The sequence below is a fragment of the Streptomyces sp. NBC_01431 genome (assembly GCF_036231355.1).
Taxonomy (GTDB): Bacteria; Actinomycetota; Actinomycetes; order Streptomycetales; family Streptomycetaceae; genus Streptomyces.
This window is the reverse complement of sequence record NZ_CP109496.1, coordinates 6,219,508-6,236,252: the sequence shown is the minus strand read 5'-3', so window position 1 is coordinate 6,236,252 and position 16,745 is coordinate 6,219,508. Positions and strand designations below refer to the sequence as shown.

Below are 16,745 nucleotides of genomic sequence, written 5' to 3'. Positions count from 1 at the left end.
CGACCCGTCGGCCGCCCCTTTCGCCCGCCCCCGCGACCACCTCTGAGCGTTCGCACAACGATCACACCGTGATAGATCATTCGCACAGAGATCGTTGGTACGGTCCCCCCATGGCTGATGAATCTTCACGGACTCCCGTCACCGCCGCCGACGTCGAGCACTCCGTGCGGCTGTCCGTCACCGCACTGCGCGCCGGACTCGGCGCGGACTGGAGCGTGAAGGCCGGCTCGCTGGAGTGGGACTGCTGGGAGACCGTCGAGCACCTCTCGGACGACCTCTTCGCGTACGCCGCGCAGCTCGGGCCCGCCCAGCCGCCGCTGGACGGCGACGTGCCGTTCCTGTGGGAGGCGAAGCGGCCCGGCGGCCCCCGCAACGCGGTGCACGCCGACCGCGCCGCGGGCCCCGCCGGACTCCTCCAGACGCTGGAGGCGAGCGGCGCCCTGCTCACCGCGATGGTGCGCACGACCTCGCCGCAGGTGCGGGCCCATCACAGCTTCGGGGTCTCGGACCCGGAGGGCTTCGCGGCGATGGGGATCGTGGAGACCCTGCTGCACACCCACGACGTGGCCCAGGGCCTCGGCCTCGTCTGGGCCCCGCCGGGCGGCCTGTGCGACCGGGTGCTCGCCCGGCTCTTCCGGGACGTGCCGGACGATCAGGACCGCTGGCAGGTGCTGCTGTGGGCCACCGGCCGGGCCGATCTGCCGGGCAGGCCCCGCCCGGAGAGGTGGCGCTGGTACGGCGAGCCACTCGGCTCCGGCACGAGGACCCGCTGAGCCCCGCGGCCAGGCTCCGTCCAGGTCACGGCCCGGCGGCGCAGCGCCGCCCTCAGCGTCCCGGCAGCAGATCGAGCAGCCGGTCCACGTCGGCGGCCGAGCTGTAGAAGTGGAAGGCCGCGCGCAAGTTGCCCGCCCGGTCGGATAGTTCGACGCCGACCCGGCTCAACTCCGCCTGGCGGTGGCCAAGGCCGGGCACCGAGACGATCGCCGATCCGGGCGCGGGCACCGGTTCGTGGCCCAGCGCGGCGAGCCCGGCGCGAAAGCGGTCGGCGAGCGCGGTGTTGTGGGCGTGGATGCGGTCCGTGCCCAGTTCCTCGATGAGCGCGAGGGAGTGCCGGCCGCCGGTGTACGAGAACAGCGCGGGGCTCTCGTCGAACCGGCGCGCGGAGTGCGCGAGTTCCTCGACCGGGCCGTAGCAGCTGTCCCAGGGACGCTCGCCGGCCACCCACCCGGCGAACAGGGGGTTCAGCCCACCGAGGTCGTCGGGGACGGTGAGGAAGGCGACCCCGCGCGGGGTGGTGAGCCACTTGAAGCCGACGGTCACGGTGTAGTCGTACGCCCCGGCGTCGACCGGGTACCAGCCCACGCCCTGGGACACGTCGACGAGGGTCCGGGCGCCGTGGGTGCGGGCGGCCTCGCGGATGGCGGCGAGGTCGGCGATCCGGCCGTCGGCGGACTGGACCGAGCTGACCGCGACCAGCGCGGTGCCCGGCCGAACCGCTTCGGCGAGGCCCTCAAGCGGCGCGGTGCGCACCTTCAGGTCGCCGCGCATGTGGAACGGGTTCACCACGGAGCTGAAGTCGGCCTCGGCGAGCAGGACTTCGGCCCCGACGGGCAGCGACGCCGCGACGAGGCCGGTGTAGACGGCGACGGACGCGCCGGTCGCGACGCGGCGCACGGGGACGCCCACGAGCCGGGCGTAGCTCGCGCGGGCCGCCTCCACGTCGCCGAACATGTCGGTCGGCCGCCCCGCCGCCGAGGCGGCCACGGCCTCACCCATGGCCGCCACGGTCCGGGCGGGCAGCAGCCCGGTGCTCGCGGTGTTGAGGTAGGTGGTCAGCGGCGCGAACTCGCCGCGCACTAGGGAGTCCAGTTCCATGACTCCACCCTGAACGCCCGCCAACCCCAAGTCAATTGAGAACAATTGACTGGTGCCCCTAAGTGAGGCTTATGAATGGGTGGTCAGCGGGGGACCTCGCACCCCTCGGGTCCGCAGGCCTCCGCGTCGCCTGCGATGGTCTTGAGGGCCGGGGTGTGCGACTGCCAGGCCTGCTCAAGGGCCTGTGTGAAGACCTCGGCGGGCTGGCCGCCGGAGATCCCGTACTTCCGGTCGAGCACGAAGAACGGGACTGCGCTCGCGCCGAGCTCGGCCGCTTCCCGCTCGTCGGCGCGCACCTCGTCGGCGTACGCGTCCACGTCGCCGAGGACCGTACGCGCCTCGTCGGCGTCCAGACCGGCCTCGACGGCCAGCTCCACCAGGACCTCGGGGTCGAAGACGGAGCGCTCCTCGGCGAAGTTGGTCCGGTAGGCGAGGTCGAGCAGCTCTTCCTGGCGGCCGCGCGCCTTGGCGAGGTGCAGCAGGCGGTGGATGTCGAAGGTGTTGCCGTGGTCGCGGCCGTCGGCCAGGTAGCCCAGGCCCTCGGCGTGCGCGTTGGAGGCGACGTGCGCCTCCATCTCGCGGGCCTGATCGATGGTGCGGCCGTACTTCTTGGCCAGCATCGGGATCACCGGGCCGATGTCGCCCCTGGCACGGTTGGGGTCGAGCTCGAAGGAGCGGTGGACCACCTCGATCTCGTCGCCGTGGGCGAACTCCGCCAGGCCCTTCTCGAAGCGGGCCTTGCCGATGTAGCACCACGGGCAGGCGATGTCGCTCCAGATCTCGACGCGCATGTCACTTCTCTCAGACTTGTTGAACCCCGTACGTTTTGCCTCCGCACAACACCTGCCGGACCGGGACCATTCCCCGGGGTCAGGCCGTCGCGGCCAGTCTGCTGAACATGGCCCGGTAGGCGCTCGGGGTGAGGCCGGTGCGCCGCACCAGGTGGCCGCGCAGGGAGTCCGCGCTGCCCAGGCCGCTCGCCTCGGCGACCTGGTCCATGGCGAGGGTGGTCGTCTCCAGGAGTTCCTTGGCCCGCTCGATGCGCTGGTGAAGCAGCCACTGCAGCGGGCTCGCGCCGCTCTCGGCGTGGAAGCGCCGGGTCAGGGTGCGCACGCTGACGCCCGCGTGGCGGGCCAGATCGGTGAGGGTGAGCGGCTTGTCGAGGTTGCGCATCGCCCAGCCCCGGGTGTCCGCGCAGACCACCCCGCGCTCGGCGGGCAGCGGGGTCTGGGTGAACTGGGTCTGACCGCCCGGCCGCACCGGCGCGACGAGGGCCTGGCGGGCCACCTTGTTGGCGATGGCGGCGCCGTAGTCGGTGCGGATGATGTGCAGGCACAGGTCGATGCCCGCGGCGTACCCGGAGGAGGTCATGACATTGCCGTCCTGGACGTACAGGACATCGCCCTTGAGGTCGAGCGCGGGGTAGCGCTTGCGCAGCTCCTCGGCGAGTTCCCAGTACGTCGTGGCGCTGCGCCCGTCGAGCAGCCCGGCCTCGGCGAGCACGAAGGCCCCGCTGCAGATGGACGCGATGCGCGTGCCCGCCGCGGCGGCCCGGCGGACCGCGGCCACCGTGCGCGGATCGGGTACGTAGCGCTGGCCCGTCCCGGCGACCAGTACGGTGTCGACGCCTTCGACCGCCTCCAGGCCCCGGCCCACGTACAGGTCAAGCCCGCCGGTCGTGGCGATCGGGCCGGGCTCGGGGGTGCAGACCACCACCTCGTAGCCGGGGCCGCCGTCGACCTCGACCTTGCTGAAGAGGAGCTCGGGGATGGCGAGGTTGAACATCGAGACGGGCGAGGGCGCGATGACGGCGACCCGGTGCAGCGGCATGGCCAGAACCTCCGGAGGTATGGCATTCGGGCCACTACTCTACGCGGCTTCCACCCGTCAGGCTGAGGGCATGTCTTCGAACGCCGCACTCCAAACCGCCCCCGCCGAACGCCAATTGACCTCGAAGCCGCCGCACGGAGCCTCCCCCTCTCTCACCCTGGCCGCCGCGCTCGTCGGCTTTGCCCTGATCACCCTGGACGCCTCCGTGGTGAACGTGGCGCTGCCCGCGATCGGCACCGACCTCGGCGGCGGCATGTCCGGCCTCCAGTGGGTGGTGGACGCCTACACGCTCGCCTTCGCCGCGCTGATGCTCTCGACCGGTGCCTTCGCCGACCGGGTCGGATCGGCGAAGGCGTACGCGCTCGGCACCATCGTCTTCACCCTCGCCTCGGCGGCCTGCGGCATCGCCCCGACCCTGGGTGTGCTCATCGGCGCCCGGGTCGTGCAGGGCGTGGCGGCCGCGGTGGTGCTGCCCGCCTCGCTCGCCCTGGTGCGGCAGGCGTACCCGGATCCGGCGCGGCGGGCCAGGGCGGTGGCGCTCTGGGCCGCCGGGGGTTCGGTCGCGGTGGCGCTCGGCCCGGTCGCGGGCGGCGCGCTGACCACGGTCTGGGACTGGCGCGGGATCTTCTTCATCAACCTCCCGCTGGGCCTCGTCGCCCTCGCCCTGACCTCCCGCGCCCCGCGCGCCGAACGCCGTCCCGCGCCGCTGGACCTGCCGGGCCAGCTGGCCGCCGCGGTCGCGCTTGCGGCGCTCGCCTTCGCGGTGATCGAGCAGGGGACGGTACGGATCACGGCGGGCGCGGTCGCGCTGGCCGCCGGGGTCGCGTTCTGGCTGATCGAGCGGCGGGTGGCGCATCCGGTGGTGCCGCTCGGCCTGTTCCGCAGCCGCACCGTGACCGTCGCCATCGGCGCGGGCGCCGCGGCCAGCGTCGCCTTCTACGGCGTGATCTTCGCCTTCAGCCTCTACTTCCAGCGGGTGCGCGGCGAGTCGGCGCTGACGGCGGGGCTGATGTTCCTGCCGATGACCGCGCTGATCCCGGTCATGAACGTGCTCTCCGGAAAGCTGTCGAACCGCTTCGGGCCGCGCGTGCCGATGCTGATCGGCCAACTGACCGCCCTGGCCGGCCTGTTGGTGCTGCTGCTCGCCGACGAGCACACCCCTACGCTGCTCGCCGCGTTCCTGATGGTTCCGCTGGCGCTCGGCTGCGGCATCTCGGTGCCCGCGCTGACCGCCGCGATGATGGAGGCGCTGCCCCAGGAGCGGGCGGGCCTGGCGGCCGGGGTGCTCAACGCGGGCCGACAGGTCGCGGGCGCCCTCAGCATCGCGGTGTTCGGCGCGCTGGTCGCGGGCGGCGAAGGCTTCGTACCGGGTCTGCGTACGAGTCTGCTGATCGCGGCGGGGCTGTTCGCGATCTCCGCGGCGGCGACGCTGCGGCTTCGGTCGGCGAAGTAGCCTCCCCGCCCCTTCCCCGGACCGGCCAGCGGCCCTGGGAACGGCCTCCGGCGCGTACCGGGAGCACGCCGTCGCCATGGAACCCAGGGCTCATCAGGGCCGTACTGCTCCAGCGGTCAGAGCAGCCGCGCCGTCACCCGAGGATGCCGTTCACGCGGCGCGGCAGCCCCAGCGGGTTGTCGTCGCGCAGCTCCGGTGGCAGCAGGGCCTGCGGGGTGCTCTGGTACGTCACCGGGCGAAGCCAGCGCTCCACGGCGGTGGCACCCACCGAGGTGGAGGTGGAGGTGGTCGCCGGGTAGGGGCCGCCGTGGTGCTGGGCGGGGGCGACCGCGACACCGGTCGGCCAGCCGTCGACCAGGACCCGTCCCGCCAACTGGGTGAGTTCCGCGAGGAGTTGGGCCCCGGGTCCCTCGCCTTCCGCCTCGACCGAGGAGAGCTGGAGAGTGGCGGTGAGGTTGCCGGGCAGCCGGGAGAGCACCGCGCCGATCTCGCTGTCGTCCGCGTACCGGGCGACGACGGTCACCGGGCCGAAGCACTCCTCCAGGAGCAGGTCGTACGCGCCCTCCTCGGTGAGCAGCGCGGCCGGGACCGTCAGGAATCCGCCGCTCACCGTGTGCTCGCCGCCCGCACCGGGCGTGACCGGGGCCTCGACCCCGGGCAGCGCGGCCCGCTCGGTGACCCCGGCGACGAACGCGTCCCGCATCCGGTGGTCGAGCATCACCCCGGCGTCGGTGTCGCTGACCGCCGCCGTGAGCGCCTTGAGCAGGGCGTCGCCCGCCTCGCCGGCGGGGGCCAGAACGAAGCCGGGCTTGGTGCAGAACTGGCCGACGCCCATGGTCATGGAGGCGCCGAGCGCGGCCCCGATCTGCTCGCCGCGCTCCTCGGCGGCGGCGGCCGTGACGACCACCGGGTTCAGCGAGCCGAGCTCGCCGTGGAAGGGGATGGGCACGGGCCGGGCGGCCGCCGCGTCGAACAGGGCCCGTCCGCCGCGCACCGACCCCGTGAACCCGGCGGCCGACACCAGCGGATGGCGTACGAGCTCGACCCCCGCGGTGAAGCCGTGCACCAGCACCACGACGTCCTCGGGCAGCCCCGCCTGGGCGGCGGCGCGGCGCAGCAGCGAGACGCAGAGCTCGGAGGTGGCCGGGTGGTCGGGGTGCGCCTTGACGACGACCGGGCAGCCGGCCGCGAGCGCGCTCGCGGTGTCACCGCCGGGCACGGAGAAGGCGAGCGGGAAGTTGGAGGCCGAGTAGACGGCGACGACACCCAGCGGGATCTTGACGCGCCGCAGGTCCGGCCACGGCGGGGTACGGGACGCATCGGCGTGGTCGATGCGTATGTCGAGGAAGGACCCCTCCTCGACGGCCTCCGCGAAGGCCCTCAACTGGGCGGTGGTACGGGCCAGTTCGCCGGCGAGGCGGACCGGTCCGAGGGCCGTCTCGGCGTCGGCGGCCTCCACCACGTGTTCGGCGGAGGCGTCCAGGAGGTCGGCCGCGGTCCGCAGGAACACGGCGCGTACGCTCAGGTCGGCCAGCGTCCCGCGGGTGGCCCAGGCGGCTCGGACCGCCTGGTCGACCTCTTCGGGCGTGGCTTCGAGGGCAACCTCTTCACGCGGCTTCCCGGTTCGGGGGTCGACACTCCAGACTGGTGCTGCTGCGCTCACCGCGTTGTCCTTCCACTGCCGTTCCACTACTGCCGCCCACCAGGACATGTTCGGTATTCTGAACGGAGTTCCCGATGCTGAATATGCTGGGACTCTATTAACGGGCGTTCCGCCTTGGCAAGACGCCTTGGCGAGAAGGAGCGGGGTGCGGGATGTCGGCTGCCGATTCAGGTGGAGCACAGGTCAAGTCCGCGGTGCGGACCGTCGAGTTGCTCGAGTATTTCGCAGGACGCCCCGGAATGCACTCCCTCGCCGCGGTCCAGGAGGCGGTGGGCTACCCGAAGTCCAGTCTCTACATGCTCCTTCGCACCCTGGTCGAGCTCGGCTGGGTGGAGACCGACGCGACGGGCACCCGGTACGGAATCGGTGTCCGGGCCCTGTTGGTGGGCACTTCCTACATCGACGGAGACGAGGTGGTGGCGGCGGCCCGCCCCACCCTGGACCGCCTCTCGGACGACACCACCGAGACCATCCACCTCGCCCGGCTCGACGGCACCAACGTGGTCTACCTCGCCACCCGCCAGTCCCAGCACTATCTGCGCCCCTTCACCCGGGTCGGCCGCCGCCTGCCGGCCCACTCGACCTCGCTCGGCAAGGCGCTGCTCGCCACCCACAGCGACGAGCAGGTGCGCAAGCTGCTCCCGGAGACCCTCCAGCAGCTCACCGAGCACACCATCACGGACCGCGAGAAGCTCATCGAGGAGTTGCACCTCATCCGCGAGCAGGGTTACGCCGTGGACCGCGAGGAGAACACGCTCGGCCTGCGCTGCTTCGGCGTCGCGATCCCGTACCGCACCCCGGCCCGCGACGCGATCAGCTGCTCGGTCCCGGTGGCCCGGCTGACCCCGGCCCACGAACAGACGGTGAAGGACGCCCTGTTCGACGCCCGGGACCGTCTGACGCTGGCGACGCGCCGCCTCTGACTCCGAGCCGTCGGGCCCCCTTGGGGACGCGCCGCCTCCGACTCCGGCCGGAACGGGCGTGGGCCGCAGGCGGATCGAGCCCCTGGGGCCAGGAGCGGGGTCCGGGGCGGCGCCCCGTGCCCCCGGCAGACACCCGGCACTCCTCCGCACGGCGGAGGCGGATCGTCCAGGCGCAGGACGTGGCAACCCCGGGCGGCCCGCCAGGGTGAGGACATGACCACTCCCGCCCTGCGCCCGGCACTGCGCGCCGTCGCCATCGTCGCCTGCCTCCCGTACATCTGTCTCAAGATCGCCTGGGTCTGCGGCAGCCGGCTCGGCATCCCCGAGCACAGCGTCCTGCTCGAACACCGCGTCTCGATGGCCGTGGTCAACAGTGGCAGCGTGCTGATGGACGGCTGCGTGGTCCTGCTCGCGCTGCTCCTGACCCGCCCCTGGGGCCTGCGCGTGAAGGCGTGGCTGCTCGCGCTGCCGATGTGGGTCGCCACCGGCCTCCTCGCGCCGATCATGACCGGCTACCCGCTCCAGCTCCTCGTGCGCGCGCTCGGCGCCGGTCCGAACAGACCGTCGGGCACCGGCGGCGCCCCCTTCCTCGACGAGTGGGTCTTCGGCGTCGTCTACACCGGCTTCATCCTCCAGGGCCTCGCGCTCGGCACCCTGTTCGCGCTCTACGCCCGCGACCGCTGGGGCCACCTGTGGCGCGGCCGGATCGGCGAGCTGGCGGACGGCCCCACCCGGCCCGCACAGCGCGCGGCCGCCGTCGCCGCGGCGGCGCTCTCGCTGCTTCCGGCCGGGGCACACCTGACGTGGGCGGCCGGCTCGACGGCGGGCCTGAGCCGGGGCATGGCCGAGGCGCGCACCTCGGACCAGTACACCCTGGACGCGGTGTTCACGCTCTTCGTCGTGCTTGCCGCGGCGGGCGTCGTGATGCTCGCCTTCGGCCTCGGCAGGTCGCTGCCTCTGCGGGTGCCGCTGGCGCTGGCGTGGCTGGGCTCCGGCGCCACCGCCTGCTGGGGCGGCTGGCTCGCGCTCGCCTCGTTCGGCAGCTCGGGCGACCCCCAGGATCTGCCCACCGCGCTGATGCACCTCACCTACGCTGTGCAGATGATCACCGGGATTCTGGTCGCCACCGTCGGCACCTACTTCTTCGCCGAGCGCTCCCGGCAGCCGGACCTCACGCCGTGATGCGCGCGCTGTTCGGGATACGGGCCCGGCACCGCTGGGTCCATCTGGTCCTCGGCGGAGCCTTGTTGATGCCGTACTTCCTGGTGGGTTCCATCATCGTCGGCGCTTATACGCACGGGCCCGGCATCCTGACCTCGCTGCCGCTCTCACTCCTCTCGTTCGCCGTCGCGCTGCCGTTCGCCGCCGTCTCCGCACTGGTGCCGATCGCCCGGCCGCTCCTGGTGTTCGGCGTGCGGGCGCTGTGCGGGAGCGACCCCGCGGCGCTCGCCGACGGCCCCGCGCGCTCCCGGGACGCCCGCCTTCGCGCCTCCGCCTGGTACACGCTGCACCTCGCGGCCGGCGGGATCCTGAGCGGGATGAGCCTGGCCCTGCCGCCGTTCTCGGTGTTCCTCATCGTGCTCCCGGTCTTCCCCGGCCTGCGCGGCACTCCGTACGACGCGGGCGGCCCGCTCTCCACCGACTGGGGCGTCGCGCTCGCCCCGCTCGCCGGGATCGCGATGCTGCTCGGCCTGGCGGCGTGTTCGGCGGCGGCCGGCGCCCTGCTCGCTCGGCTCGCTCCGGTCCTGCTGGGCCCGACCCCCGCCGACCGGCTGGCCGTCGCCGAGCAGCGCGCGGCCGAGCTCGCGGTGCGCAACCGGCTCGCCCGCGAACTGCACGACTCGGTGGGGCACGCACTCAGCGCGGTCACCCTCCAGGCGGGTGCCGCGCGCCGTGTCCTGGACGTGGACCGGGAGTTCGTGCGCCAGGCGCTGACCGCGATCGAGGAGACCACCCGCCGCACCGTCGACGAACTCGACGCCGTACTGGGCCTGTTGCGGCAGGACGACGAGAGTGCCACGGGGGCCGCCGGCCTGGGCGGCGACTTCACGGCACCGGACCTGACGGCGCTTGAGGGCCTGCTGTCCCGCACCGGTCTGAAGGTGGCGTACTCCCTGGACGGCGACCCGGCCGCCGTGCCCGAACTGGTCTCGCGCGAGGCGTTCCGGATCGTCCAGGAGGGCCTGAGCAATGCCCTGAGGCACGGCGGGAGTCCGACCGCGACCCTTCAAGTCGCCATCGCTGGCGGAGAGTTGGAGATGGTGATGGAGAACCCCCTGTCCGGGGCCGTGCCGGTGGTGCGGCCGGGCGGCGGCCGCGGGCTGCACGGCATCGCGGAGCGGGCCCGGCTGCTCGGCGGATGCGCGGCGTCGGGCCCGCACGACGGGGTCTGGCGGCTGAGCGTGCGCTTCCCGCTGGGCGGTGGCCGATGAGCGCCGCGGTCCGCGTGGTGATTGCCGACGACGAGCACATGGTGCGCACCGCGCTGCGGGTGATCCTCGACGCCGAGCCCGACATGGAGGTGGTCGGCGAGGCCACCACGGGTGCCCAGGCCGTCTCCGTCGTCCGCGACAGACTGCCCGACGTGGTTTTGATGGACGTCCGGATGCCGGAGATCGACGGCATCCGCGCCACCGAGCAGATCCTGGCCACGCTGGCGTCACCGCCGAGGATCGTGGTCGTGACGACCTTCGAGAACGACAGCTACGTGTACGACGCGCTGCGCGCGGGCGCCGCCGGGTTCCTGCTCAAGCGGGCCGCGGCCGAGGAGCTGATCCAGGCGGTCCGCCTGGTCGCCCGCAGCGACTCGCTCCTCTTCCCCGCGCAGGTCCGCGACCTCGCCGCCCGGCACGCCCCCGCCCGCGCCGCCGCCCCGGCCTGGACCGCGCGCCTCACCGAGCGGGAGGCGGAGGTGCTGCGGCTGATGACGACGGGCCTCACCAACGCGGAGATCGCGGCCCGCATGGGCGTCGGCCCGGCCACGGTGAAGACCCATGTCGCCTCCGTCCTGGCCAAGACGGGCACCCGCGACCGCACCCAGGCGGTGATCGCGGCGTACGAGTCGGGCTTCGTACGGCCGCGGTGACGCCCTACCGCGAGCCCTCCCGGGCTCCTTCCCGAAAGCGCTCCGGCCCGATGAATGTTTTCTGAGAAACCGGGACAAGTGGAACTTCCTGCCGGCGGCCGGCCGTCTTGCGTACGGGATGAACAAGACAATCAGGCGCGCCTCGGTCTTCTGTCTGCTGATGGTGCTCGCCCTCCTCGGACGAGCCACCTATGTGCAGTTCTACAAAGGCCAGGCCCTCGCGGACGACAAGCTGAACCGGCGGAACACCATCGCGGAGTACTCGCAGCCGCTCGGGGACATCATCGTGGCCGGCTCGCCGGTCACCGGCTCGGAGAGGAAGAACAGCGGCGATCTCGCGTATCGGCGCACCTACAAGGACGGACCGATGTACGCGCCGGTCACCGGCTTCGCCTCACAGGTGTACGGCTCGACCCAGCTGGAGGGGATCTACTCCAAGGTCCTGGACGGCAGCGATCCGCGCATGCAGAACCCGTTCGACGCGCTGATGCGTCGGCGGGCGGCCGGCGGCGACGTCCTGACCACGATCGACCCGGCGGTGCAGAAGGCCGGGTACACCGCGCTCGGCAGCAAGGAGGGCGCGGCCGTCGCGATGGACCCGAAGACCGGCCGCATCCTCGGCATGGTCTCCACCCCGTCGTTCGACCCGTCGAAGATCGCGGGTTCCTCGTCGGCGGACGGCGACGCGTGGAAGCAGCTGTCCGAGGACAAGAGCCAGCCGATGCTCAACCGGGCGCTGCGCCAGCCGCTGGCGCCGGGGTCCACCTTCAAGCTGGTGGTGGCGTCGGCGGCGCTGGAGAACGGCCTCTACTCCTCGATCGACCAGCAGACCGCGAGCCCCAACCCGTACCGGATGCCGGGTACGACGACCGATCTGCGCAACGAGTCGGCGTCCGCGCCCTGTGAGAACGCCTCGATCCGCACCGCGCTCGAATACTCGTGCAACAACGTCTTCGGCAAGATGGCCGTCGACCTGGGTCAGGACAAGGTGCGGGCGATGGCCGAGAAGTTCGGGTTCAACGACACCGAGCTGGACGTTCCCGTACGGGCGTGGCCGAGTGTCTACCCGAAGAACATGAACCAGTCGTCCACGGCCCTGTCGGGCATCGGCCAGTTCGACGTGACCGCGACGCCGCTCCAGATGGCCATGGTGTCGGCCGCCATCGCCAACGACGGCGTACTGTCGTCGCCCCACATGGTCTCGAAGGTCACCGACTCCACCGGCACCACGCTCCAGTCGTACCCGGATTCCGACGGCAAGAGGATTCTGTCCTCGAAGACGGCGCAGCAGATGTACAGCGCGATGGTCTCGGTGGTCACCGACGGCACCGCGTCCAACGCGAAGACGCCCGGCCTGGAGGTCGGTGCCAAGACCGGTACGGCGCAGCACGGCGTGGACAACTCCAAGACGCCTTACGCCTGGTTCACCTCGTTCGCCAAGGACCCGAAGACGGGCAAGGAGGTCGCGGTGGCCGTGGTCATCCAGGACTCCGACGCCGAGCGCTCCGAGGTCAGCGGCAACGGCCTGGCGGGCCCGGTCGCCCAGGCGATGATGAAGGCCGCGCTCGCCTCGCAGTGAGACCCGGGCCCTGGGGCCGGTCCGGGGCGCGCGGGACGGCGCGCGCCCCGGACCGGGGCATGGGTCAGGGCAGGAAGTACATCGGATTCGGGATCTTGTACGTCTTGTCGGCGTAGCCGCCCGAGAGATCGGTGTACTGGTCGCCGAGGTTGGCGACGATGTCGTAGCCGAGCGACTCGATGTGCTTGCGGGTGCCCGCCTTGTAGTCGACCGTCGAACAGGTCCAGGTGGGCTTCCCGCAGCTCAGGTACGCCGGCGGGTTGACCTTGTCCTTGAGGAAGAAGTGCGCCGCGTCGACCGGCACGTTGTAGCCGGCCTTGGTGAGGTTGGCGGCGCTGGCGTCCCGCTGGGTGGCGTCGCGGCCGGTGAGGAAGAAGACCGTGACACCGTTCTTGGCAGCGTAGTTGACGAGGTCCGGCATGCCGAACACGGCGATCGACTGCGCGCTCTGCACATAGGCGTTGAAGGCGGCCGCGTTGTAGGCGAAGCCGTTCTTCTTCTCGTAGTCGTACGTCAGCAGCGTGGTGTCGTCGACATCGAGCACGATGGCGGGCTTGCGTCCGTCCCGCCCCGGGTGCTCGGCGGCGTGCTTGATCTGCCGCTTGGCGCGCCCTTCTATCTCGGCGACCTGCTTGGCGTAGTTGCTGGTGGGCGAGGCCTGGTAGTTCCCGGCGGCATCCGCCGTACCGCCGTAGTACGCGTTGATCTTGTCTTCGACCTTGGTGATGTTGGGGATCTCCCGGTCCGACTTCGGCGTCGCGTTGTCGGCGGTGGCCGCGCCGACTCCGTAGAAGGCGACACCGGTGACGGCGAGCGCAGCGGCGGTGGCTGCGGTTTTGGTAAGAGTGCGCATGGTGGCTTGTCTACGCGCATCACACGCGCCCCGCCAGGGGAAACGCGGAAATCTTTGCCGCACTGTGTCCTGCCGTGACCAGGCGTGGGTGCCCGGTCCGCGGACTTGACCGGACGGGGGCTCGGGCACCTGGAGGAGCGAGTTGGAGGCGAAGCCCTCACGCGGCGAAGGCCGCGCGGTGTCACTGCGGGAAGGAGCGGGTATAGAGGAAACGCCGCCCCTACCCCACCGCCCCCGACTTCCGCACCGCCTCAAGATCCGCCGTGGACGCCAACCCGGCGTGATACAGCCGGAGTTCCGTCGCTCCCAGCGACGCGGCGCGCGCGGCGTCCTGCGCCAGCGCTCCGGGCCGGCCCCCCATCCCCGACACCACCGTGAAGTTCGCCGCGATCACCGCCTCCCGAGCGCCGCACGCCGCAAAGGGTTCAAGGAGTCGCGCCCCGCCCGTGCAGGGCACGACCACCCCATCGGCCAGGCCGAGAACGTGTGCGGGGTCGACGCCCGCGTTGGGCCCGCAGCGATGGGCCGCCGGATCCGCGTGCAGCAGCACCTGGAACCCCGCGTGAGCCCGCCCCCGTACCGCCGCCACGGCGGATTCCTGGAGGGTCCGCGCGGTGCGCGCGCGGAACTCCAGTGTGTCCGCCAGCAGTTCGGCGCCGCGCGCGCCCACCGGGCCACCGCGCCACACCGGCTCCAGCGCTCCCTGGACGCGCCTTCTCAACTCCTGTGGGTCCAGGCCGGATTCCGCGTACCCCGCCTCACACGCGGCGCAGAAGCACAGTGACATCAGGTACTGCGCGATGTCGTCGAGCGGCACGCCCGCGATCTTGTCGTGGGCGTGCAGGTGCGCGAGTCCGTACCAGCCGCAGGACTCCAGTTCCGTGCCGCGGGCCCCGGGGCGTACCGCCGCCTCGGCGGCCAACGCGACGAGGTACGAGCGGACTTGGGGCTGGGCTATGCACGGCGCCCAGGGGTAGCGGTCGCCGTACGCGTTGACCACCGAGGTGTCGGGGTGCTCGGCGCCCAGCCGGGAGTTGTGGGCGAGCACGACCCAGGAATGCACGTCGAGCCCTGCCGCCGCCAGAGCCTCGGCGGCCCGGCCGTACGCGTCTCCGGGCGCCCAGGGACCGGCCGCGTACGGCCTCAACTCCCGTCTGCGCCAATACAGTTCGTCCGGCGGGTAGAGCACCGCCGCGTACTCGGCCGTGACGATGCGGTGGCGCGGATGGCGCGGCGTCAGGGCCCGCGTCGAGTGGTAGGCGGAGGCCAGGGTCACCTGGCACACCCCGAGGTCCGCGATACGGGCGGGGGCGCTGGGATCGCCGAGGACGTCCCAGGGGTAGAGGAACGCGGAGGTCTTCACGCGCCCACCGCCGGCTCGTGCGGGCCGAGCAGTGCCCGCCCCCGTTCGATCAGCGCGGCCAGCTGCTTGACGTGTCCGGCGTCGGGCTCGCTCAGCGGCGGCCGGACCTCGCCGACCTCCAGACCAGCGAGCCGCACGCCTGCCTTGACCAGCGAAACGGCGTATCCGCGCCCTTGGTTGCGCAGTTCCACGAGCGGCACGAAGAACCCGTCGAGGAGGCGGTTGGCCGTCTCGTCGTCGCCGGAGTCGAGGGCGCGGTGGAAGGCCAGCGCGATGTCGGGAGCGAAGCAGAACACGGCCGAGGAGTAGAGGGTGATGCCGATGCCGCGGTAGGCGAGGCCGGTGAGTTCAGCGGTGGGCAGTCCGTTGAAGTACAGCGGGCTGAGCCCCGCCGAGCGTACGGCGCTGACGATGCGCTGCATCAGGTCCAGGTCGCCGTGGCCGTCCTTGAAGCCGATGATGCCATCGACGCGGGCGAGCGCCACCGCGGTCTCGGGGGTGAGGATCGCGTTGTCGCGCTGGTAGACGATGACGTCGAGCCGGGTCGCCGCGGCCAGTTCGGTGTAGTGGTCGAGCAGGCCCGCCTGGTCGGCGGCGACGAGGTAGGGCGGCATCGCGAGCAGCCCGTCGGCACCGGCCTCCTCGGCGAGCCGGGCGTACTGGACGGCGAGCGCGGTGCCGTATCCGGCGCCGGCGACCACCGGGACGCGCCCCGCACTCTCCTCGACCGCCGCGGCGACGCAGGCACGGAACTCCTGCGGGGTCAGCGCGTGGAACTCCCCCGTGCCGCAACACGCGAACACGGCGGCCGCACCGGCCTCGATCCCGTTCCTCACGTGCGCGCGCAAGGCGTCGAGTTCGAGGGAGCCGTCCGGCCCGTACGCGGTCACCGGGAAGAACAGCGGTCCGCGGACCTGGGTGAGACGGGCGGCGAGCGGGGCTGAGGTCACGGGCTGCTCCCTGAACAAGGCGTGAACGAACAAGGCGTGAACGAGGCCTGCACAAGGCGTCGTGCATGATTCTGACTGACGTCTATATTCATGAACGCCGCCACGCTAAGGCAGCGCCTTGGTGACGGTCAAGCCGGAAACCCCGCCACACCGGGGGAATTCACCGCCCCGGCGCGCCACTTGACGGAGTTCGGACGCGCTCCTTAGCGTGTCCACGGATGTGAATGTCATCCATGAATGGATCAGACCGGCGACCTGGGGCTCCCCCGGAACGCCCCGTACCCCGAGGAGAGCCCGTGCCCGCTGCCCGCACCGTCCTGCTGACCGGCGCCGCCGGCGGCCTCGGCACCCTGATGCGCGGGCTGCTCCCGGCGTACGGATACGAACTGCGGCTCCTGGACATGCTGCCCGTGCCCGGCGAGCCGGACGCGATCACCGCCGATTTGGCCGACAAGGCGGCGCTGCGCGAGGCGGTCCGCGGCGTCGACGCAGTGCTGCACCTCGCGGGCATCTCCCTCGAAGCCTCCTTCGACAAGATCGTCCGGGCCAACATAGAGGGCACGTACAACCTCTACGAGGCCGCGCGCGAGGAGGGCGTACGGCGGATCGTCTTCGCCTCCTCCAACCACGCCGTCGGCTTCACGCCGCGCCCCCAGGGCACGGACCCGCTGATCCCGGTGGCCACCGCGCACCGCCCCGACACCTTCTACGGCCTGTCCAAGGCCTTCGGCGAGGACCTCGCGCAGCTCTACTGGGACAAGCACGGCCTGGAAACCGTGTCCGTGCGCATCGGCTCCTGCTTCGCGGAGCCCACGTCCGTACGGATGCTGTCGATCTGGCTGAGCCCCGGCGACGGAGCCCGCCTCTTCCACGCCGCGCTCACGGCCGAGCACGTCGGGCACACCGTGGTGTACGGCTCCTCCGCCAACTCCCGCCTGTGGTGGGACCTTTCATCGGCGCGGGCGCTCGGCTACGAGCCGCGCGACGACTCCGAGCCGTACGCCGCGAAGCTCCTGGCGGAACAGGGCGAGCTCGACCCGGAAATCCCCGACCAGACGCTGCTCGGCGGCCACTTCGCGACGGACCCGCCGAGGTGGCCGCACTGACACCGCCCCCGGGCCGAGAGGCCACCGGCCGACAGGCTCCCGGCCGACAGAGAACAGACCGGCAG

General features: G+C 72.1%; 15 protein-coding genes. 8 read left to right on the top strand and 7 right to left on the bottom strand.

Translation table 11 applies throughout. The features are described from left to right. The first annotated feature begins 110 nt into the window (after positions 1–110). On the top strand, positions 111–773 hold the full coding sequence (locus tag OG522_RS28425) for a hypothetical protein (protein WP_329465864.1): 663 nt from the start codon (positions 111–113) through the stop codon (positions 771–773). A 52-nt stretch (positions 774–825) separates the two neighbouring features. On the opposite strand, the gene OG522_RS28420 is transcribed toward OG522_RS28425, so the two are convergent. The 3 genes from OG522_RS28420 to OG522_RS28410 all read right to left on the bottom strand — a co-directional run bounded on the left by OG522_RS28420 (position 826) and on the right by OG522_RS28410 (position 3,705). Then, a complete protein-coding gene (locus tag OG522_RS28420; protein WP_329465863.1) occupies positions 826–1,875 on the bottom strand; it encodes an aminotransferase class V-fold PLP-dependent enzyme in 1,050 nt (349 codons plus the stop codon). A gap of 83 nt (positions 1,876–1,958) precedes the next feature. Further along, on the bottom strand, positions 1,959–2,666 hold the full coding sequence (locus OG522_RS28415) for a DsbA family oxidoreductase (RefSeq protein ID WP_329465862.1): 708 nt from the start codon (positions 2,664–2,666) through the stop codon (positions 1,959–1,961). A 79-nt stretch (positions 2,667–2,745) separates the two neighbouring features. Then, positions 2,746–3,705 (bottom strand): GlxA family transcriptional regulator, encoded by a 960-nt coding sequence (locus OG522_RS28410; protein WP_329465861.1) that lies wholly within the window; start codon positions 3,703–3,705, stop codon positions 2,746–2,748. Positions 3,706–3,775: 70 nt separating this feature from the next. Here OG522_RS28410 and OG522_RS28405 point away from each other — a divergent pair, with 70 nt between their 5' ends. Next, on the top strand, positions 3,776–5,158 hold the full coding sequence (locus tag OG522_RS28405) for an MFS transporter (RefSeq protein WP_329465860.1): 1,383 nt from the start codon (positions 3,776–3,778) through the stop codon (positions 5,156–5,158). 133 nt (positions 5,159–5,291) lie between these two features. On the opposite strand, the gene OG522_RS28400 is transcribed toward OG522_RS28405, so the two are convergent. Then, the gene (locus OG522_RS28400) at positions 5,292–6,869 is read right to left on the bottom strand and encodes an aldehyde dehydrogenase (NADP(+)) (protein ID WP_329465859.1); all 1,578 of its coding nucleotides are present in this window, start codon (positions 6,867–6,869) and stop codon (positions 5,292–5,294) included. 104 nt (positions 6,870–6,973) lie between these two features. Between OG522_RS28400 and OG522_RS28395 the strand changes: the two genes are divergently transcribed. From OG522_RS28395 to OG522_RS28375, 5 genes are all read left to right on the top strand, one after another. Then, a complete protein-coding gene (locus OG522_RS28395) occupies positions 6,974–7,744 on the top strand; it encodes an IclR family transcriptional regulator (RefSeq protein ID WP_329465858.1) in 771 nt (256 codons plus the stop codon). A gap of 213 nt (positions 7,745–7,957) precedes the next feature. Beyond that, on the top strand, positions 7,958–8,926 hold the full coding sequence (locus OG522_RS28390) for a hypothetical protein (RefSeq protein ID WP_329465857.1): 969 nt from the start codon (positions 7,958–7,960) through the stop codon (positions 8,924–8,926). Further along, the gene (locus OG522_RS28385) at positions 8,926–10,176 is read left to right on the top strand and encodes a sensor histidine kinase (protein WP_329465856.1); all 1,251 of its coding nucleotides are present in this window, start codon (positions 8,926–8,928) and stop codon (positions 10,174–10,176) included. The genes OG522_RS28390 and OG522_RS28385 overlap by 1 nt, the downstream gene beginning before the upstream one ends. Continuing rightward, positions 10,173–10,829, top strand: coding sequence for a response regulator transcription factor (locus OG522_RS28380; protein WP_329465855.1), 657 nt, complete (start codon positions 10,173–10,175; stop codon positions 10,827–10,829). The genes OG522_RS28385 and OG522_RS28380 overlap by 4 nt, the downstream gene beginning before the upstream one ends. Before the next feature lie 118 nt (positions 10,830–10,947). After that, complete coding sequence (locus OG522_RS28375; protein WP_329465854.1) at positions 10,948–12,408, top strand: peptidoglycan D,D-transpeptidase FtsI family protein; 1,461 nt, start codon at positions 10,948–10,950, stop codon at positions 12,406–12,408. Positions 12,409–12,472: 64 nt separating this feature from the next. Here the strand turns inward: OG522_RS28375 and OG522_RS28370 are convergent, their stop codons facing one another. From OG522_RS28370 to OG522_RS28360, 3 genes are all read right to left on the bottom strand, one after another. Further along, a complete protein-coding gene (locus tag OG522_RS28370) occupies positions 12,473–13,261 on the bottom strand; it encodes an HAD family acid phosphatase (protein WP_329465853.1) in 789 nt (262 codons plus the stop codon). A gap of 220 nt (positions 13,262–13,481) precedes the next feature. Next, the gene (locus tag OG522_RS28365; RefSeq protein ID WP_329465852.1) at positions 13,482–14,624 is read right to left on the bottom strand and encodes a hypothetical protein; all 1,143 of its coding nucleotides are present in this window, start codon (positions 14,622–14,624) and stop codon (positions 13,482–13,484) included. Beyond that, a complete protein-coding gene (locus OG522_RS28360; protein WP_329465851.1) occupies positions 14,621–15,574 on the bottom strand; it encodes a 5-dehydro-4-deoxyglucarate dehydratase in 954 nt (317 codons plus the stop codon). Before OG522_RS28360 ends, OG522_RS28365 begins: the two co-directional genes overlap by 4 nt. Before the next feature lie 296 nt (positions 15,575–15,870). Here OG522_RS28360 and OG522_RS28355 point away from each other — a divergent pair, with 296 nt between their 5' ends. After that, complete coding sequence (locus OG522_RS28355; protein WP_329465850.1) at positions 15,871–16,680, top strand: NAD-dependent epimerase/dehydratase family protein; 810 nt, start codon at positions 15,871–15,873, stop codon at positions 16,678–16,680. Positions 16,681–16,745 lie beyond the last annotated feature (65 nt).

Coding starts and splice junctions, on each gene's coding strand:
- OG522_RS28425 (WP_329465864.1), top strand. CDS start 111: ATGGCTGATGAATCTTCACGGACTCCCGTCACCGCCGCCGACGTCGAG.
- OG522_RS28420 (WP_329465863.1), bottom strand. CDS start 1,875: ATGGAACTGGACTCCCTAGTGCGCGGCGAGTTCGCGCCGCTGACCACC.
- OG522_RS28415 (WP_329465862.1), bottom strand. CDS start 2,666: ATGCGCGTCGAGATCTGGAGCGACATCGCCTGCCCGTGGTGCTACATC.
- OG522_RS28410 (WP_329465861.1), bottom strand. CDS start 3,705: ATGCCGCTGCACCGGGTCGCCGTCATCGCGCCCTCGCCCGTCTCGATG.
- OG522_RS28405 (WP_329465860.1), top strand. CDS start 3,776: ATGTCTTCGAACGCCGCACTCCAAACCGCCCCCGCCGAACGCCAATTG.
- OG522_RS28400 (WP_329465859.1), bottom strand. CDS start 6,869: ATGTCCTGGTGGGCGGCAGTAGTGGAACGGCAGTGGAAGGACAACGCG.
- OG522_RS28395 (WP_329465858.1), top strand. CDS start 6,974: ATGTCGGCTGCCGATTCAGGTGGAGCACAGGTCAAGTCCGCGGTGCGG.
- OG522_RS28390 (WP_329465857.1), top strand. CDS start 7,958: ATGACCACTCCCGCCCTGCGCCCGGCACTGCGCGCCGTCGCCATCGTC.
- OG522_RS28385 (WP_329465856.1), top strand. CDS start 8,926: ATGCGCGCGCTGTTCGGGATACGGGCCCGGCACCGCTGGGTCCATCTG.
- OG522_RS28380 (WP_329465855.1), top strand. CDS start 10,173: ATGAGCGCCGCGGTCCGCGTGGTGATTGCCGACGACGAGCACATGGTG.
- OG522_RS28375 (WP_329465854.1), top strand. CDS start 10,948: ATGAACAAGACAATCAGGCGCGCCTCGGTCTTCTGTCTGCTGATGGTG.
- OG522_RS28370 (WP_329465853.1), bottom strand. CDS start 13,261: ATGCGCACTCTTACCAAAACCGCAGCCACCGCCGCTGCGCTCGCCGTC.